This window comes from Tropicimonas sp. IMCC6043 (assembly GCF_004146235.1).
GTDB lineage: Bacteria > Pseudomonadota > Alphaproteobacteria > Rhodobacterales > Rhodobacteraceae > Tropicimonas.
On record NZ_SELO01000012.1, the window covers coordinates 99261 to 117409 of the forward strand.

Consider the following 18149-nt stretch of genomic DNA (forward strand, 5'->3'; position numbering starts at 1 on the left):
GCAATGGACACGCGACTGCTGCGCCACTACGAAGCCGAACTGGCCTACATGCGCGAGATGGGGGCAGAATTCGCCGAGAGCTTCCCCAAGATCGCCGCCCGGCTCGGCATCGAGTCGCTCGAAGTCCACGACCCCTATGTCGAGCGTCTGTTGGAGGGGTCGGCCTTTCTCGCCGCCCGCGTCCAGCTCGAGCTCGAGCTGCAGTACCCGCAATTCACCAGCCACTTGCTGGAACTGGTCTATCCACATTACCTTTCGCCGACACCGTCGATGATGATCGCCCGGCTCCATCCAGACATGGATAACGCGGTGCTGGCAGACGGCTACACGGTCAAGCGCGAAACCGTGTTGCGCTCGGACTCACCCGACGGCTCCAGTTCGCCCTGCGTCTTCCGCACCGCGATGGACCTTCCGCTCTGGCCGATCGAGGTCACCGAGGCGGAATATATCGACGGGCGCGGCGAGCTTGTGGCCGCCGGTGTTGCCGGCGTTGTCGAGGCGCGGGCGGGGATCCGGCTCAGGATCCGGCGCCACGCCGGCGCGCCGATGAACGAGCTTTCGCTCGACGCGATCACCTTCTTTCTCGGCAGCCAGGGTACGCCCGGCTGGAAGTTGCTGGAACTGCTGTGCACCGAGACCACCGGGCTGGCGGCGCGCTCCACCGACCGGCGGGCCGACTGGGTCGAGCCCATCCGAGGCCAGCTTCGCCAGCGCGGCTTCTCCCCCGACGAGGCGCTGCTGCCGACGCCACGCCGCAGCTTCGACGGTTACCGCCTGCTGCAGGAATATTTTGCGATGCCCGAGCGCTTCTTCTTCGTCGAGATCGACGGGCTGAAGAACGCGGTGATGCGGACGGCGGATTCCGATTTCGACATCTACATTCTGCTGCGCGACGGCATGCCGGAAGTCGCCCCGGCGGTGCGTCCGGAAGCCTTCCAGCTCAATTGCGTGCCGGCGGTGAACCTTTTTCCCAAGCGCTGTGACCGGGTGCATGTCTCGAATTCCGATTTCGAGCAGCATGTCGTCGCGGACCGCACCGCACCGCTCGATTTCGAGATCTTTTCCATCGAAAGCGTCACCGGCATCGGCGCAGAGGGAGAACTCGACCTTCCCTTCGAGCCCTTCTACTCGGTGAAGGACCTCACGCCGATCGGCGAAGGCGGCAAGTGTTTCTACACTATCGCCCGCAAGATGCGGCACCGCACAGAACGCGAGCGGCTGCGCGGCGGCCGGACCAACTACCTCGGGTCGGAGGTCTTCCTGTCGCTGGTCGACGGCGACAACGCGCCCTACAAATCCGATCTGAGCCAGCTCGCCGTGCGCGCGATGGTAACCAACCGCGACCTGCCGTTGTTGCTCTCGACGGCGGTGCCGGACGTGTTCCACCTTCCCGAAGGCGGCCCGGTGGCCAAGGTCACTACGCCGATCTCGCCGACCCGCCCGCGGCCGACGCTGGCGCAAGGCGACACCGCCTGGCGGCTGATTTCGCATCTCGGGCTCAACTACCTCTCCATCGCCGACAGCGAGGGCGGTTCCGCCGCGGCGGCGTTGCGCGAGTTGATCGGCCTCTATGCGCCTGCGGGCGATCGCGGAATCCGCCGGCAGCTCGAAGGGCTTGTCGAGGTGGCGTCGCGTCCGATCGTGCGGCGGATGACCGACGAAGTGCTCTCGACTGCGGTACGCGGGCTCGAGATCAAGCTCACCTTTGACGAGAGCTTCTTCGAAGGTACCAGCGTCTATCTCCTGGGCGCAGTGATGGAGCAGTTCTTCCGCGGCTACGCGACGATCAATTCTTTCACCGAAACGGCTGTCTGCAGCCAGCAGCGAGGGGAGCTGAAGCGATGGCGTCCGACGACGGGCCACGGCCGGATCATCTGAGATGGTTCTCCGGGCTCGCGGAGCGGCCCGGGGAGCATCACATCTACCTGGCGATGCGCCTGCTCGACGCGGCGCGCGGCGAGGGCCGTCCCCTGGGTGCGACCCACCGTCCGCGGGAGGACCAGATGCGCTTCTGCCAGGAGCCGTCGCTTGCCTTCCCGCCGACCACGCTGACCGAATTCGAACTCGGTGAAGAGGGCCGGCCCCACCGGCTGACCAACCGGTTCTTCGGGCTGTTCGGTCCCAACGGCCCGCTGCCGCTGCACCTAACCGAATATGCCCACGACAGGGTCGAGAACGAATACGACGAAACCTTCGTCGCCTTTGCCGACATGCTCACGCACCGGTTGGCGACGCTGCTTTTCCGGGCCTGGAAGACAGGTCAGCCGGCGGCGGAACTCGACCGAGGCATGGGCGGGCCGACCGAGCGGGCCGTTGCCTCGCTGTCGCGGCTGAACGGCACGGCGCTGCGCGACCGCGACGCCATGCCGGACCTCGCAAAGCGGCATTTCGCCGGCCACCTCGTGCCCGGACCGCGCACGCCCGAGGGGCTGGTCTCGATGCTATCTCTGTTCTTCGGCGCGGATGTGCATATCGAGGAATTCATCGGCTCCTGGCTCGAACTTGAACCGGACGATTGCTGGAAGCTCGGCGGGCCCTCGGGGCTCGGGCAGGCGACGGCGATCGGGGACCGGGTCTGGAGCCGGGCGGCCAAGTTCCGGCTCACCGTCGGTCCGCTCTCCCGGGAAGACTACGAGCGGCTGCTGCCGGGCGGCGAGTCATTGGGCAAACTGGCGGCAATCGTGCGCAACCATGTCGGCGACACGCTCGACTGGGATGTGAACCTGGTGTTGCGCGCAGAAGACGTGCCGCCGGCGATCCTGGGCGCGGATACGCGGCTCGGTCTGACCAGCTGGGTCGGCGACCGCGCACGGATGGGGGACGCGGACGATCTATACGTGGCGCCCGAGAGGGATATTCGGCCAGCGGCCTGAGGCCGGGTCGCTTTGACGAGGGAAGGGACGGAACATGTCGGAAATCAGCAGGGTTGCACTTTTCGGGAAGCTCAACGAGCTGGGCTACAAGGCGGTCGAGGGCGCGACGGTCTTCTGCAAGATGCGCGGGAACCCCTATGTGGAGATCGTCCACTGGCTGGCGCAGATCGTCCAGTTGCAGGACAGCGACATCCACCGGATCATGAAGCACTACGACCTGGAGCCGGCGCGGCTCGCCGCCGACATGCAGCGGGCGCTCGACGCGCTGCCGAGGGGCGCGACCTCGATCAGCGACCTCTCGGCGCACCTGGAAAACGCGATGGAGCGGGCCTGGGTCTATGGCTCGCTGATGTACAATTCGAGCCAGGTTCGTACCGGCCACCTGATCCTCGGGATGGTCAAGACCTCCGAGCTACGCCATGTGCTGCATGGCATCTCTGGCGAGTTCCGCAAGGTTGGCCCGGACGATCTCGCCGACAATTTTCTGACCGTTGTCGACGGCTCGCCCGAGGATCGTCTGCGTCCGCAGGACGGCTCTGTTACCGGCGGCGGCGCGGTGCCGGGCGAGGCGTCCGGCGCCATGTCGCCGGCGCAGATGGGCAAGGAAGAAGCGCTCAAGCAATTCTGCACGGACCTGACGGCGCAGGCGCTCGAGGGCAAGATGGACCCGATCGTCGGCCGCGACGACGAGATCCGCCAGATCGTCGACATCCTGATGCGGCGGCGGCAGAACAACCCGATCCTCACCGGCGAGGCCGGGGTGGGCAAGACGGCGGTGGTCGAGGGCTTCGCCCAGCGGATTGCGCGCGGCGACGTGCCGCCCTCGCTCAAGGGGGCGCGGCTCCTGTCGCTCGACGTTGGCCTTCTGCAGGCCGGCGCCTCGATGAAGGGCGAGTTCGAGAACCGGCTGCGCTCGGTGATCGACGAGGTGCAGGCGAGCACGGTGCCGATCATCATGTTCGTGGACGAGACTCACACGCTTGTCGGCGCCGGCGGCGCGGCGGGCACCGGTGACGCGGCGAACCTTCTGAAGCCGGCACTGGCGCGCGGCACGTTGCGCACCATCGGCGCCACTACCTGGGCCGAATACAAGAAGCATATCGAGAAGGACCCGGCGCTGACCCGGCGCTTCCAGGTCGTCCAGGTGGACGAGCCGGACGTCAAGAAGGGCACCCTGATGATGCGCGGCATCGCCTCGATGCTGGAGAAGCACCACAAGGTGCAGGTGCTGGACGAGGGGATCGAGGCGGCGGTGAAGCTCTCGGCGCGCTACATCCCGGCGCGCCAGCTTCCCGACAAGTCGGTCTCGGTGCTCGACACCGCCTGTGCCCGCGTGGCGGTAAGCCAGCACGCGGTGCCAGCGGAAGTCGACGATTGCCGCAAGAAGATCGAGGCGCTCACCACCGAACTCGAGATCATCGACCGCGACGAAACAGCGGGATACGACGTCGAGGATCGCCGGGCGGCGATCACGGCGCTGAAGGCGGAGGAAGAGGAGCGGCTCAAGGGGCTCGACGAGCGCTGGCTCAAGGAAAAGGGCGTCGTTGACGAGATCCTCGCGCTCCGCGCCAAGCTGCGCGAGGGCGGCGTACCGGTCGAGGCAACCGACGAGGCGGCAACCGAGGCCAGCCCTCTCGGACCCGACGAGCGCAAGGCCATGGTCGAGGAACTGCGCGCCAAGAACCGTGAACTCACGAAGATCCAGGGCGAAAGCCCGCTGATCCTGCCGATTGTCGATGCCCAGGCGGTGGCCTCGGTGATCGGTGACTGGACCGGCATCCCGGTCGGCCGGATGGTGCGCAACGAGATCGACACGGTGCTGCATCTCGAGGAGCATCTCGCCAAGCGGGTGATCGGCCAGGACCACGCGATGGCGATGATCTCCAAGCGGATCCAGACCAGCCGCGCCGGGCTCGACAACCCCAACAAGCCGATTGGCGTCTTCATGCTCGCGGGCACCTCGGGCGTCGGCAAGACCGAGACCGCGCTGGCGCTGGCCGAGGTGCTCTATGGCGGCGAACAGAACGTCATTACCATCAACATGTCCGAATACCAGGAGGCGCACACCGTGAGCTCGCTGAAGGGCGCGCCTCCGGGCTACGTGGGCTATGGCGAGGGCGGCGTGCTGACCGAGGCGGTGCGGCGCAAGCCCTATTCGGTGGTGCTGCTCGACGAGGTCGAGAAGGCGCACCCGGATGTGCACGAGCTCTTCTTCCAGGTCTTCGACAAGGGTCAGATGGAGGATGGTGAAGGCCGGATGATCGACTTCAAGAACACGCTCATCCTGCTCACCTCGAACGCCGGATCCGACCTCATCATGGACATGTGCTCCGACCCGGACCTGATGCCGGAGCCGGAGGGCATCGCCACGGCGCTGCGCGACCCGCTCTTGCAGATCTTTCCCGCCGCCCTGCTCGGGCGGCTGGTCACGATCCCCTACTACCCGCTGACGCCGGAGGTGATCGGCAAGATCGCAGTGCTCCAGCTCAACCGCATCAAGAAGCGGGTCGAGGAGAGCCACGGCGTGCCGTTCACCTATACCGACGCGGTGGTCCAGGAAATCGTCTCGCGCTGCCAGGAGCTGGAATCGGGCGGCCGCATGATCGACGCCATCGTGACCAACACGATGCTGCCGGAGGTTTCCAACGAGTTCCTGCGGCGCATGATGATTGACGAAGAGATCAACGGCGTGACTGTCGACGCGGTCGAGGGTGAGTTCACCTACGATTTCGGGTGAGGAAATCGGCGCCGAGACTCTTGGTGGTATCGCCTGCCCGGGTGTAGACTCGGGCAGCTTCAACGATTGGATTGGCCATGGCAATTGATAAGTTTGTAGTGGAGAACTACCCGATCAAGATGGATTGTTCCACTTGCCCGGACACGCTGGTCCTGGTGGCGGCAAAGATCGAGGAGGGCTTCAACATGCCCTCTTTGGCGCGGATCGAATTTCTTGCGGACAATGCCAAAATCGATCTCGACGACCTGATGGGGCAGAAGGTCGAGCTGATCACCAAGGTTCCGGACGGGCCGAAGCGGTTGGAAGCCGGCGAACGCGACCGGAAGCATATCGGGATCTGCACCTCTGTGCGGTTCGTCGGCCAATACGACGGCATGGCCCATTACTGGGCCGAGATCCGTCCCCGGTTGTGGTTCCTCACGCTCAACCAGGATTGCCGCATCTTTCAGGAAAAGACCGCGGCCGACATCATCAAGGAAGTGCTCGGCGAATACGGGATCAATTTCGAGGACAAGTTCACCGAGACCTACCGCACCCGCATCATCTGCGTGCAATATCGTGAGACCGACCTCGCCTTCGTCCATCGGCTGATGGAGGAGGAGGGCATGCATTACTTCTTCACCTACGACGGCAGCGAAGAGAAGATGGTGCTCCACGACGACTCGGCTGCCCACGAGACGGTGCCCTGCGAGAACACGATCGAGTTCAGGGATCTTGTGGACAGCCCGCGCCGCGACATCGAGCATTTCTTCCAATGGCATGCCGACCACACGGCGACGACCGGAAAATATACCCATACCGACTACAATTTCGAGAAGCCGAAGGCGAAGCTCGAGACGCTGAAGACGATGCCCAAGGGCAAGCACACGCTCAAGGATCGTGAGATCTACGATTATCCCGGCCATTACCGCGAGACCAGTGACGGCGATCATTACGCCAAGGTGAAGATGGAAGAGCGGTCGATCCGCTACAAGACGTGGAAGGGCGCCGGCCTCGTCTCCAATGTCGAGGTTGGCAAGACCTTCAAGGTGTCCAAGCATCCCTCCACCAGCGACAGCGAGGAATTCGTGGTGCGGGCGGCGACGCATCTGTTCCAGCTCAACCAGCGCGAGCTCAGCGCGCTGGAGGTCACGCGCTTTCCCTCCGGGTCTGTGCGCGCCGAGATGGACGAGGAAGACCCCTACCAGGTGCATGTGACGGCTATCCCGAAAATGGAGAAGTTCCGGCCCGCGCCGGTGACCCCATGGCCCGAAATCGCCGGCTGCCACACCGCGGTTGTCACCGGCCCCTCCGGCGAGGAGATCCACACCGACAAATACGGTCGCATCCGGATCCAGTTCCACTGGGACCGGCTGGGCAAGAAGGACGAGCACTCCACGTGCTGGGTGCGCTGCATGATGCCCTGGACCGGCAAGAACTGGGGCATGATCGCGCTCCCGCGCGTGGGCCAGGAGGTTGTTGTGAGTTTCGAGGAGGGTGATCCGGACCGGCCGCTGATCATCGGAATGCTCTACAATGCCGACACGATGCCGCCCTACGGCCTACCGGAAAACAAGACCCAGTCGGGCGTGAAGACACGGTCCTCCAAGGAAGGATCGTCAAGCAATTTCAACGAGTTGCGATTCGAGGACAAGAAGGGCCAGGAAGAGATCTATTTCCACGCGGAGAAGGATTACAACCAGGTCGTCGAGAACAACGCCACGGTCAAGATCGGCTTCGACGACAAGGACAAGGGCGATCTCACGCAGGAGATCTACCACGACAAGACCGAGGAGGTCGGCAACGATCTCAAGGTCAAGGTCGGCTATGGTGAAGGCGGCAAGAGCCCCGGCGACATGAAACACGAAGTCTACAACAACCGGACCGAGGTGATCGGCAACAGTTTCAAGGTCAATGTCGAGAAGGGCAATCACGACACGACGGTCGAGAAGGGCAACCAGTCTAACAAGGTCTCGATGGGCAACATGACCAACGAGGTTTCGATGGGCAATTTCACCGAGACCATCAAGATGGGGAACCACACGACCAAGGTGAATCTCGGCAAGACGGAGCACGAGGCGATGCAATCCATCGAACTCAAGGTCGGCAGCAACTCGATTAAGATCGACCAGAGGGGCATCACCATCAAGGGGCTCATGGTCACGGTCAAAGGGGACGTGATGCTCACCGCGAAATCACCGGTGACGACCGTCAAGGGGGATGCATTGCTGATCCTCAAGGGCGGCCTCACCACGATCAACTAGAGGCGCGCCATGAGTGACAGATTCGAAGGTCTCAAGAAGATCCCGGAAGTGCCGGCCGCCCGACTGCTGGCCGGTACCAACCTCAAACTGGACACCAAGCTCGAAAGCCCGGCGTCGGCCGGGGTATCGGTCGTGCTCGCCGAACTGGCCAGCCATGAGGCGGCGATCGACATGATCAAGCTGATCGCCGCGAGCCTGCCGCCGCGCGAGGCGGTCTGGTGGGGCTGTCTGGCGATGCGCGACGTGCTGGGGCCGGATGTCAAGCCGACCCCCTGCCTCAAGGCGGCCGAGGCCTGGGTGTTCAAACCTTCCGAGGAGACCCAGGCAGCGGCGCACAGGGCATCCGAGGCTGCAAACCCGACAGACGACAGTTCGATCGTCGCCACCATGGCCGTGTTCGGGCAGGGGACGCTCGGCCCGGGCGACCTTAAGGAACACCCGGCGCCCGATGGTGCTGTCGCGGCAATGGCCGCCGGAGTGAATCTGATGGCGCTGGAAGCGCTCGGCGGAGACCTCCACGACGCCGTCGACTACCTGATCGACCGCGCGCTCGACATCGCGCGCGGCGGCAATGGCATGATCGAGCGCAAGGCGGGGGCGGAAGCATGAGATCTCGCCCGTTGCACTCGCCCGCCAAGTGCCTGATGGTGCAGGCGCACAGGAAGTCAGGCAGGTAGGAAGCAATGGGCGTCGTTCTGCATTTCCAGTCCTCAGGAGCGATCCCGGGCGATGGGCGTCCGGTGTCGATGGTCGGCAACTCCCTCACGATTGGGCGCGGCAACAACAACGACCTCGTCCTGCCTGACCCGGATCGGGTGATCTCGTCGAACCATTGCGCGATCGAGGACCAGAACGGCAACGTGGTGGTGATCGACCTGTCGACCAACGGAACCTTTCTGAACTACGGGAAAATTCCCCTCGGCAGGGTTCCGACCCCGCTGAACGACGGCGACATTCTCTCGATCGGCGGCTACGAACTCGCGGTGCAGATCTCCTCCGGCAAGCCCGAGGGGCCGCAATTGCTCGACCCTGTTGCGAGTGCGAATATCGCCCCCTCCGGTGCCAAGATCGACACCGATCTCGACGGCCTGCTTGATGCGCCCTCCTCGGGCAGAGGCACGGACGTGATAAACGACCTGCTGGACGCGCCGGGCGACCCGGTGGGGCCGAAGGGAGTGAAACGGCCGGAGCTCGGCGAGGACGGGCTTCTGCCGCCGCTTGGGGACGACGAGATCGACGACCCGCTTGCACAGGGGCCTTCCATCGACGATCAGATCGGCTCCAGCCAGCACATGCACAACCCCTCGATGGTGGATCACATGCCGCTGCCGCAGGTCTCGTCTTCGACCATTCCCGACGACTGGGATCTCGACCTGCCGGCAAGTCCGCTCGGCTCGGAGCCGGATACAACGCCCTCAGAGCCGGATACAACGCCCGAGGATCCCTTTTCCGAGATCGGCCCGAGCGAGCCTGCTGGCGGGATCGAGAGTGGCAAGGCTTTCATCCCCGAGGATCTCGACTTCGATCTCGGCGAGCCGAGCAGCCCGCCGGCAGCCGAACCGAAGCCGCCCGAGCCGCCGTCACCGGAGCCGGAGGCTCCGCAGGATCCGCTCGAGGCGCTGACCGAAGCCGAGGATCTGCCGCTGACGCCCGAGCCGGCGCCGAGCCCGGCCGAGGCCCGACCTCCGGCCCCGCCGCCGCAACCCGCTTCACCGCTGCCGGGCGCTGCGGCGGGCGTGCCCGAGGCCCAGGTCAAGGCGCTGCGAACGCTGCTGGATGCGGCCGGTGTCGGCGAGATCGAGATCGCCGAGAACGAGATCCAGGAGACCGCGGCGCGGATCGGAAACGTGCTCCGGGTGATGATCCACGGCATGCGCGAGATCCTGATGACGCGGACCTCGATCAAGTCCGAGTTCCGCATCGACCAGACCCGCATTTCCGCCTCGGGCAACAACCCGCTGAAGTTCTCGGTGACGCCCGAACAGGCGGTCGAGGTCATGGTGAGCGCGCCCAAGCGCGGCTATCTCTCTGCCGAAGCCGCGGCCGAACAGGCGTTGCAAGATATCAAGGCGCATGAGGTCGCGACGATGACCGGCATGGAGGCGGCGCTGAAGGGAGTGCTCAAGCGGCTCTCTCCGGAAACGCTCGAGGCCGAGATCAGCGACGCGGGCGGCCTCGGCAACCTGCTGAAGGGCAAGAAGGCGCGCTACTGGGAGACCTACGAGCGCATCTATGCCGACGTGGCCGACGCGGCCGAGAACGATTTTCACGAGCTGTTCAGCCGCGAGTTCGCCCGCGCCTACCAGGAACAGCTGAACAAGCTGAAGGACGGACAATGACCAGGGTCGGGATGCGCTGATGTCTTGGGAGAGCAAGGTTCTTTGGAGCGAGGGGCTGTTCCTCCAGCCGCACCATTTCCAGCAGGCCGACCGGTATATGGAGGCGCAGCTGGGCGGGCTGGCGGGGCGTTTGCGGCCCTATGCCTGGGGGGTCTCGCAGCTCGAGATCGACCGCGAAGTGCTGAAGATCGGCCAGTTCGCCATCCGCTCCTGTTCCGGCGTCACGCCGGATGGCGCGGTCTTCCGGGTGCCCGAGACCGAAACCCACCCGCCGGCGCTGGAGGTCCCCTCGACGATCAAGGATTGCATCGTCTATCTCTCGGTACCGCAGCGCCGGCAGGGCGCGCTCGAGGTCGACATGACCGGCGCCGAGCTTTCCGCTGCCCGACTGCGGCCCGCCGAGCTCGAAGTGACCGACGTGACGAGCCCGGGCCGCAAGTCCGCGACGCTTGGCGTCGGAAAGCTCCGGCTGCAATTCGCGCTCCAGGTTGACGACCTGGCAGACCGGCTGGTGATCCCTGTGGCCAGGATCATCGAGGTGAAGTCGGACCAGGAAGTGGTCCTCGACGGCGGCTTCGTGCCCACTTGCATGGACATAAGAGCCGCCGCGCCGCTGCATGGGTTCCTCGGCGAACTCGAGGGCCTGCTGAACCACCGCGCCACGGCGCTGTCTGGCCGGCTCACCCAGGCCGGCACCAGAGGCTCGGCCGAGATCCAGGATTTCCTGCTGCTGCACACGATCAACCGTATCCTGCCGCAGGTGCGCCACCTGCTGTCGATCGAGAACGTTCATCCCGAGAGCTTCTTCCGCGACTGCGTCGCGCTCACTGGCGAACTCGCGACCTTCATCGACCCGAAGATGCGGCCTGCGGACTTCCCGAAATACCAGCACCACGACCTGACCGGCTGCTTCGGACCAGTGATCCGTGACCTGCGGAAATACCTCTCCGCCGTGCTCGAGCAGAACGCGATCTCGATCCCGCTGGAGCCGCGCAAATATGGCATCTCGGTTGGCGTCATTGCCGACCGCAAGCTCATTCGCAACGCCGGTTTCGTCCTCGCCGTCTCCTCCGAGGCGCCGCCCGAGAACGTGCGGCGCCATTTCGCCGGCCAGTCCAAGGTCGGACCGGTCGAGGAGATCCGCCAGCTGGTGAACTCGGCGCTGCCCGGCATCGCGCTGCGGCCGCTGCCGGTCGCGCCGCGGCAGATCCCCTATACCGCCGGCTCGGTCTATTTCGAACTCGACCCGGAGAGCCAGTACTGGGCGAAGATGACCACATCGGGCGGCATCGCCGTGCATGTCTCGGGCACCTATCCGGGTCTCAAGATGGAACTCTGGGCGATCCGCCAGGGATAACGGGGGAACGGGAAGCAGGTTATGGCAAGCGACGATCCTTTCTCCGAAAGCGACGACAGCGAACGCACCATCATCCGGCCGAACCCGGGCGGACGGCGGCCCGCGCAGTCCACGCCGGTGTCGCCACAGCAGCCTGCTTATCAACAGCCGCCGCAGCCATCCGGCGCGTCCGGCGGGTCGATGGGGTACGGCATCCCCGCCGGTGGCACGCCGGGTGGCGCCCGGTCCGGGCAATCGGCCCGAGACGAGGCGGCGCTGCTGCCGCTTGCCTTCACCGGGATGAACCGGCTTGTGGCCTGTGCCGCGCCGCTCTTCTCGCTGATCTCGCGCATTTCCAACCGCGCCCAGCATGCCGACCCCGACAAGCTCCGGCAAAGCGTCATCGGCGAGATCCGCGAATTCGAGAGCCGCGCGCATCAGGCCGGCTGCTCCGACCAGGATGTCAAGATCGCCCGCTATGCCATCTGCGCCACGCTCGACGACGTCGTGCTGAACACGCCCTGGGGCGAGAACTCCTCCTGGTCGCTGCAATCGATGGTGGCGACCTTCCACCGCGAGGTGGTCGGCGGCGACCGGTTCTACGACCTCTTGGCGCGGCTCGAACAGGACCCGCCGAACAACATCGAGATGCTCGAGTTCCTCTACATGTGCCTCTCCCTGGGGTTCGAGGGGCGGCTCCGGGTCGAGCAGAATGGCGGTCAGCGCCACCTCGATGTGCGTGCCGGCCTGGCGCGGCTGATCCGTGGTCAGCGCGGACCGGTCGAGCGGGAGATCTCACCGCACTGGAAGGGACTCGAGGTTCCCAACAAGGCGCTATCGATCTGGCGGCCGGTGTGGATCGCGGCCTCGGTCGCGGCCGTGGTGCTGCTGGCGAGCTTCTTCGCGCTGAGCTGGCTGCTCGGCGGCGCGACAGAGAACGTGACCGGCCGGCTCGCCTCGCTGGAACCAAACACGCCGCCCAGGATCGACATCAAGGCGCCGCCGCCGCCGCCGCCGCCCGCACCGGTCGTCGCGGTGCCGGAGAAGTTCAAGGAGTTTCTCAACCAGGAGATCGCCGAGGGCCTCGTCGAGGTGGAAAGTGACGCCAACACGATCACCATCCGGATCAAGGGCGCCGGCATGTTCGCCTCCGGCTCCAACGTGCTTCAGGAGAAGTTCGTGAAGCCGGTCAACCGGGTGGCCGAGGCGCTCAACGACGAGACCGGAAAGGTGCTCGTGGTCGGGCATTCCGATTCCGTGCCGATCCGGTCCTCCCGCTATGCCTCCAACATGGAGCTGTCGCTTGATCGGGCGAAGACGGTGGAGAACATGATCGCCGCGGTGCTCAACGATCCCTCGCGGCTCTCCGCCGAGGGGCGGGCCGACAGTGAACCGCTGGCCACCAACGAGACGGCCGAAGGGCGGGCGAAGAACCGCCGTATCGAAGTGCTTCTGGTGAGGACGGAATCCTGATGAAAGCCGTGCTGCGTTTCTTCATCTCAGCCTATTTCGTCATCTTCATGGTGACGCTGATCCTGTCGCTCACCTTCTGGCTCCTGAGCCCGCTGATCGGCGGCGAGGAATGGCAGCCCTTCGCGGGCTACCTGTGGCGGGGCATCGTCGTCGGCGTGATGTGGTTCATCGCGATCCTCTGGATCGTCATCCTCGCCATCGTGCGGGCGCGCCGTGACAAGAACCTGGCCGAAGAGATCGTCGAGAGCGCGGCGGCCGACGTCGACCCCAATGACGAGATCGTCCAGGCCGAGCTGGATGAGATGAAGACGAAGCTGCGCGGGGCGATCACCCAGCTTCGGAAGTCGAAGATGGGCCGGAGGCATCTTTATGAGCTGCCCTGGTATGTGATCATCGGCCCGCCGGGGGCGGGCAAGACCACCGCGATCGTCAATTCGGGTCTCCGCTTCCCGCTGACAGGCGAGGACGGGGTGCAGTCGATTGCCGGCGTTGGCGGCACGCGCAACTGCGACTGGTGGTTCACCGAAGACGCGGTCCTGCTCGACACCGCCGGCCGCTACACCACGCAGGAGAGCAATTCCGAGGCTGACAACGCCGCCTGGCTCGGCTTCCTGAAGATGCTGCGCAAATATCGCGCGCGCCAACCCATCAACGGCGCTGTCGTGGCAATCTCGCTGCAGGACCTGTCGTTGCAGGACGAGGTGACCCGGCAGAGCCATGCCACGGCGATACGGCGCCGGCTCAGCGAACTGCGCGAACAGCTCGGTGTGCGCTTCCCGGTCTACGTGCTCTTTACCAAGTCGGACCTGATCGCCGGCTTCACCGAGACCTTCGACCAGATGGGCAAGGAGGAGCGCGAGCAGGTCTGGGGCTTCACCCTGCCGCTCGACAAGTCGAAGGGCGAGCACTCGCCAATGACCGATTTCCACGAGGAATTCGCGGCGCTTCTTGAACGGCTCAACGCGCAATCGCTGGAACGGATGCAGGTGGAGACCAACCCGGCGCGGCGCAGCCTTATCGCCGGATTCGCGGGCCAGGTCTCTTCGGTCCGGCAGATCGCCTATGACTTTCTGGACGAGGTCTTTGCCGACAGCCGCTACGAGCAGCGCCACATCCTGCGCGGGGTCTATTTCACCTCCGGCACCCAGGAGGGCAACCCGATCGACCGGCTGATGCTGGGCATGGCCCAGACATTCGGCATCGGCCGGCAGGCCATCGGCTCGGGCAAGGGCACCGGCCGCAGCTATTTCCTGACCCGCCTCTTCGAGGGCGTGGTCTTTCCCGAGGCGGGCCTCGTCTCGATCGACGACAAGGTGGCGCGCCGCTATCGCTGGTCGCGCCGGATCGCGATCGCCGCGTCCGTTCTGGTCGTGCTGGCCATCGGCGGGCTCTGGACCCGCAGCTACCTCGGAAACCAGGCGCTGATCGCGGACGCGGCCGTTCGCGTCGAAGCCTACCAGGAATCCGCGGCGCTGATCCCGAGAAGCCCGATCGGCGACACCGACTTCCCGAGCATCGTGCCGGCGCTCAACATCCTGCGGGACGTGCCGGTCAACCCGCGCACCCAGGACACCGACCGCCCGACGAGCCTCGGCTTCGGCCTATACCAGGGCGAACTGGTGGGCAACTCGACGGCGCAGACCTATCGCGCCGCTCTCAACCAGCACATGCTTCCGCGCCTCATCCTGCGGCTCGACGAATACATGCAGGCCTCGATGAACGACCCGGACCGGCTCTACGAGGCGCTCAAGGTCTATCTCATGCTCGGCCAGCAGGGACCGGTGAACAAGGAGCAGGTGATGGACTGGTTCCAGCAGGACTGGGAGCAGTTCTACGCAGGCGCCGTCCGCGAGCCGCTGCGGCTGGACTTGCTGGGTCATCTCGAGGCACTGGTCGACCAGCCGATGCAGAAGGTCGAGCTCAACGGCCACCTGATCGAGACGGTGCGCGGGGTGATCTCGGCAATGCCGCAATCGGACCGGATCTATACCGGCATCCTCAACTCGACCGCAGTGCGCGAGCTGCCGAAATGGCGCCTGACCGACGGAAACCCGATGATCGGCCGCGCGATGAAGCGGTCCTCCGGCGCCGGGCTCGGCGACGGGATCGACGGTGTCTTTACCCGTTGCGGCTTCCACGACGTGTTCGTGCCGGAGGCATTGCAGGTCAACGAGCAGCTTGCCAGCGAGGCCTGGGTGCTCGGCGCCGAGGCCGCGGACCAGTCGGAGGATTTCAAGACCGAGACGACGGCGGGCGTGTTCCAGCTCTACTACACGGATTTCGTCGGCAAATATGAGGGGGTCCTGGCCGATCTCGACATCATCCCTCTCGACTCGGTCGAGCGTGCGGTCGAGGTCACCAACGTGCTCTCGAGCCCGTCCTCACCGATCGCCAACGTGCTCGAGGCGGTGGCCAACCAAACCAAGCTGACCGAACCCTGCGCCAGTGCCGATGCAGCGGCCAGCGCCGCGGGCGAGACCATCGCCGGGGGTGCGCTCTATGAGCTCAGCTACCGTCTGAGCTATCGGCAACGGGTCCTGAAGGAGGCGGTCGAGGCGAGCTTCGCGGCCGCCGACGGCACCGGAGAGGCGCGCCCGCTCGGCACGCAGGTCGAACGCAGGTTCACCTGGCTGCAGGACCTGACCGCCCGCCCCGAGGGCCAGCCGAGCGAGCTCGACTCCTATCTCGACCTGCTCAAGGAGGTCTATCTGGAGCTCAACAAGCTCACCATCGGCGGCGGCGCGGGCGACCTGCTGACCAATCCGACGGTTCAGCGCTTCCAGCAATTCGCGTCGCTCAAGCCCGACCCTGTGAAGCGCTGGTCGACCCAGATCACAACCGGCTCCTCCGGCATCGGCCGCGAAGGCGTGCGCTCCAAGCTCAATGCCGAATGGACGGCCAAGGTCCTGCCGCTTTGCCAGCAGGCGTTGAGCAACCGCTACCCGTTCGACCGTCGCGCCCAGGCTGACGTGGCGGTGCAGGACTTCACGCGGCTCTTCGGCCCCGGCCAGCTGATCGACGGATTCTTTACCGAGAACCTTTCCGAATTCGTTGATACCAACGCCGATCCGTGGAGCTGGCGCGGTGGCACCGGCGAGGATCTCGGCATCTCGCCGGCTGTCCTGAAGCAGTTCCAGAACGCGGCGGCGATCCGCGACACCTTCTTCGCCACCGGACAGCTAGGGTTCAATGTGCAGATCACGCCGCAGGCGCTCGATCCGCAGGCGCGCGAGATGCTCCTGGAACTGAACGGCGCAAAGGTCCGCGCACAGCGCGGCGGCCGGCCGACGCCGGAAAACGTCCCCTGGCCCGGCTCCGTTGGTCTGGCGCGCCTGACCGTTGCGCCGCAATTGCCCAATGGCGAAAGCACGATTACCCGGGACGGCCCCTGGTCGATGTTCCGCCTTCTCGACACCGGCCAGATCCGCGGCACGCCAGCGCCCGATCGCAAGCGGCTGATCTTCCGCGTTGGCGGTCGTCAGGTCGTGCTGGTGATGCAACTCGGCTCGGTCAACAACCCGTTCGGCATGGCGGCGCTGAGCGAATTCAAGTGTCCGACGTCGTTCTGATGGCCGGAAACGATCTCCTCGGGCCCGTCGGTGCTTTCGGCAAGATGCCCTCGCAGGGAGATTTCTTCTGGATCGACCTGCCGCAGGGCTTCGCGCCGATCTGGGACCGCTGGCTCAGCGGCGCGGTGCAGGCGGCGCGGGAGAGGCTCGGGGAGCGCTGGCAGGAATGCTATTACTCGGCGCCGATCTGGCGCTTCACGCTTGCGCCGGGCGAGGCCGGCGCGCAGGCGTTGATGGGCGTTTTGATGCCTTCGGTCGACCGGGTCGGCCGTGCCTTCCCGCTGACGCTGGTCGCGCCGGTGGCGCCCGCATCCTTTGCCGCGCGCGGCCACATGGCGAGTTCCGCGGCCTTTCAGGCGTTCGAGGCGGTGGCGCTCGACGCGCTGGAATTCGAGATGACGCAGGACAACCTGCGCGCGCGGCTGGCCGATCTCCGGGCCGGGTTGCTGCTGCTCGACGAAGACCCGGCGCCGGGAGTGCCGGAAGCCTTCGATATCGTGCGTCCGCGCGTCTATTGGAGCGCGGTGGTGGACGGGCGAACGGAGTATCTCGCGACGACCGGTCTACCGAACGCGCGCGAGCTGATGGCAATGTTCGATCTCGCCGATCCATATTGGGCACGGGAGGCAGCAGAATGAGGCGTATCCGGCACAACGCGGCCTCTCATGTCGGCCATGTGCGCAAGATCAACGAGGATTCGATCCTGTCGCTGCCGGAACGCGAGATCTGGGTGGTGTCGGACGGGATGGGTGGGCACGAGGCCGGCGATTTTGCCAGCCAGACGGTCGTGGAATCGATCATCACCGCGCCGGAGACCGGCGACCCGGCGGCGCGGATGCACTCGGTGCGCGAGGCGCTCTACCGCGCCCACCGCCGCATCATCGCCTATGCGGAGGAGATCGGCGCGGGGACGATCGGGGCGACCGTGGTGGTGCTGCTGCTGGCCGAGGCGCATTTCATGGCGTTCTGGGTCGGTGACAGCCGGCTCTACCGGCTGCGGGACCGGCGCATCGAGCTGTTGACCAGCGATCACTCCGTAGTCGGCATGCTCGTCGAGGCGGGGCACATGACCTGGGACGAGGCCGAAGCGCATCCGCAGTCGAACGCCATTACCCGCGCGGTTGGCGTGGGCGACGAGCTCGAGATCGACAAGATCCGTGGTGACCTTCGCCCCGGCGACCGCTTTCTGCTCTGCACGGACGGGCTCAACAAATACATGGGATTCGCCGAGCTGGAATCGGTGCTGCTCTCGGCGCCGATCGAGACCGTGAGCCAACGCCTCGTCCAAATGGCGCTTGACCGCGGCGGCGCAGACAATGTCTCGGTCATCGTGGTCGACGCGGTTTAGAGCGATCCCAATCTATTCGGTTTCATAGCCTGCGGCCTTGAAGAAGTTGTAGCATTCTTCTTCAGTGAAGAGGTTGCAGACGTGTCCGACGACCTGCCAAAGCTGTTCGTAGGTTCGAGCGGCGGCTTTGCGGATCAGCGTTTTCAACTTTGAGAACGCCATTTCTATCGGGTTCAGATCGGGACTGTATCGGGGCAGGAACAGCAACCAGTTGTCCTGTGCTTTCAGCAA

The 18149-nt window shown here is 65.3% G+C and carries 12 protein-coding genes; 11 read left to right on the forward strand and 1 reads right to left on the reverse strand.

What is annotated here, in order from left to right; all coding sequences use genetic code 11:
* The first annotated feature begins 3 nt into the window (after nt 1-3).
* The 11 genes from tssF (at nt 4) to EU800_RS13155 (ending at nt 17918) form a co-directional block, all read left to right on the forward strand.
* Nucleotides 4-1878 carry a type VI secretion system baseplate subunit TssF gene (gene tssF / locus EU800_RS13105; protein WP_129633036.1) on the forward strand — a complete coding sequence of 625 codons (1875 nt, stop codon included), beginning with the start codon at nt 4-6 and terminating at the stop codon, nt 1876-1878.
* Nucleotides 1842-2873 (forward strand): type VI secretion system baseplate subunit TssG, encoded by a 1032-nt coding sequence (gene tssG, locus EU800_RS13110; RefSeq protein WP_129633038.1) that lies wholly within the window; start codon nt 1842-1844, stop codon nt 2871-2873. Before tssF ends, tssG begins: the two co-directional genes overlap by 37 nt.
* A 34-nt stretch (nt 2874-2907) precedes the next feature.
* On the forward strand, nt 2908-5610 hold the full coding sequence (gene tssH / locus EU800_RS13115; RefSeq protein ID WP_129633040.1) for a type VI secretion system ATPase TssH: 2703 nt from the start codon (nt 2908-2910) through the stop codon (nt 5608-5610).
* Between the two features lie 77 nt (nt 5611-5687).
* Complete coding sequence (locus tag EU800_RS13120; protein WP_129633042.1) at nt 5688-7853, forward strand: type VI secretion system Vgr family protein; 2166 nt, start codon at nt 5688-5690, stop codon at nt 7851-7853.
* A 9-nt stretch (nt 7854-7862) separates the two neighbouring features.
* The gene (locus EU800_RS13125; RefSeq protein ID WP_129633044.1) at nt 7863-8462 is read left to right on the forward strand and encodes a hypothetical protein; all 600 of its coding nucleotides are present in this window, start codon (nt 7863-7865) and stop codon (nt 8460-8462) included.
* Nucleotides 8463-8593: 131 nt separating this feature from the next.
* Complete coding sequence (gene tagH / locus EU800_RS13130; RefSeq protein WP_371685629.1) at nt 8594-10192, forward strand: type VI secretion system-associated FHA domain protein TagH; 1599 nt, start codon at nt 8594-8596, stop codon at nt 10190-10192.
* A 19-nt stretch (nt 10193-10211) separates the two neighbouring features.
* On the forward strand, nt 10212-11549 hold the full coding sequence (gene tssK / locus EU800_RS13135) for a type VI secretion system baseplate subunit TssK (RefSeq protein WP_129633049.1): 1338 nt from the start codon (nt 10212-10214) through the stop codon (nt 11547-11549).
* A gap of 21 nt (nt 11550-11570) precedes the next feature.
* The gene (gene icmH / locus EU800_RS13140) at nt 11571-13001 is read left to right on the forward strand and encodes a type IVB secretion system protein IcmH/DotU (RefSeq protein WP_129633051.1); all 1431 of its coding nucleotides are present in this window, start codon (nt 11571-11573) and stop codon (nt 12999-13001) included.
* Nucleotides 13001-16570, forward strand: coding sequence for a type VI secretion system membrane subunit TssM (tssM, locus tag EU800_RS13145; RefSeq protein ID WP_129633053.1), 3570 nt, complete (start codon nt 13001-13003; stop codon nt 16568-16570). Before icmH ends, tssM begins: the two co-directional genes overlap by 1 nt.
* Entirely contained in the window at nt 16552-17208 is a 657-nt protein-coding gene (gene tagF / locus EU800_RS13150) for a type VI secretion system-associated protein TagF (protein ID WP_129633055.1), read from the forward strand. Before tssM ends, tagF begins: the two co-directional genes overlap by 19 nt.
* Nucleotides 17205-17918, forward strand: a complete 714-nt coding sequence (locus EU800_RS13155) for a PP2C family serine/threonine-protein phosphatase (RefSeq protein WP_129633057.1) — start codon at nt 17205-17207, stop codon at nt 17916-17918. Before tagF ends, EU800_RS13155 begins: the two co-directional genes overlap by 4 nt.
* A gap of 12 nt (nt 17919-17930) precedes the next feature.
* On the opposite strand, the gene EU800_RS13160 is transcribed toward EU800_RS13155, so the two are convergent.
* On the reverse strand, nt 17931-18149 hold a 219-nt coding region (locus EU800_RS13160), incomplete at its 5' end, for a transposase (RefSeq protein WP_207209905.1).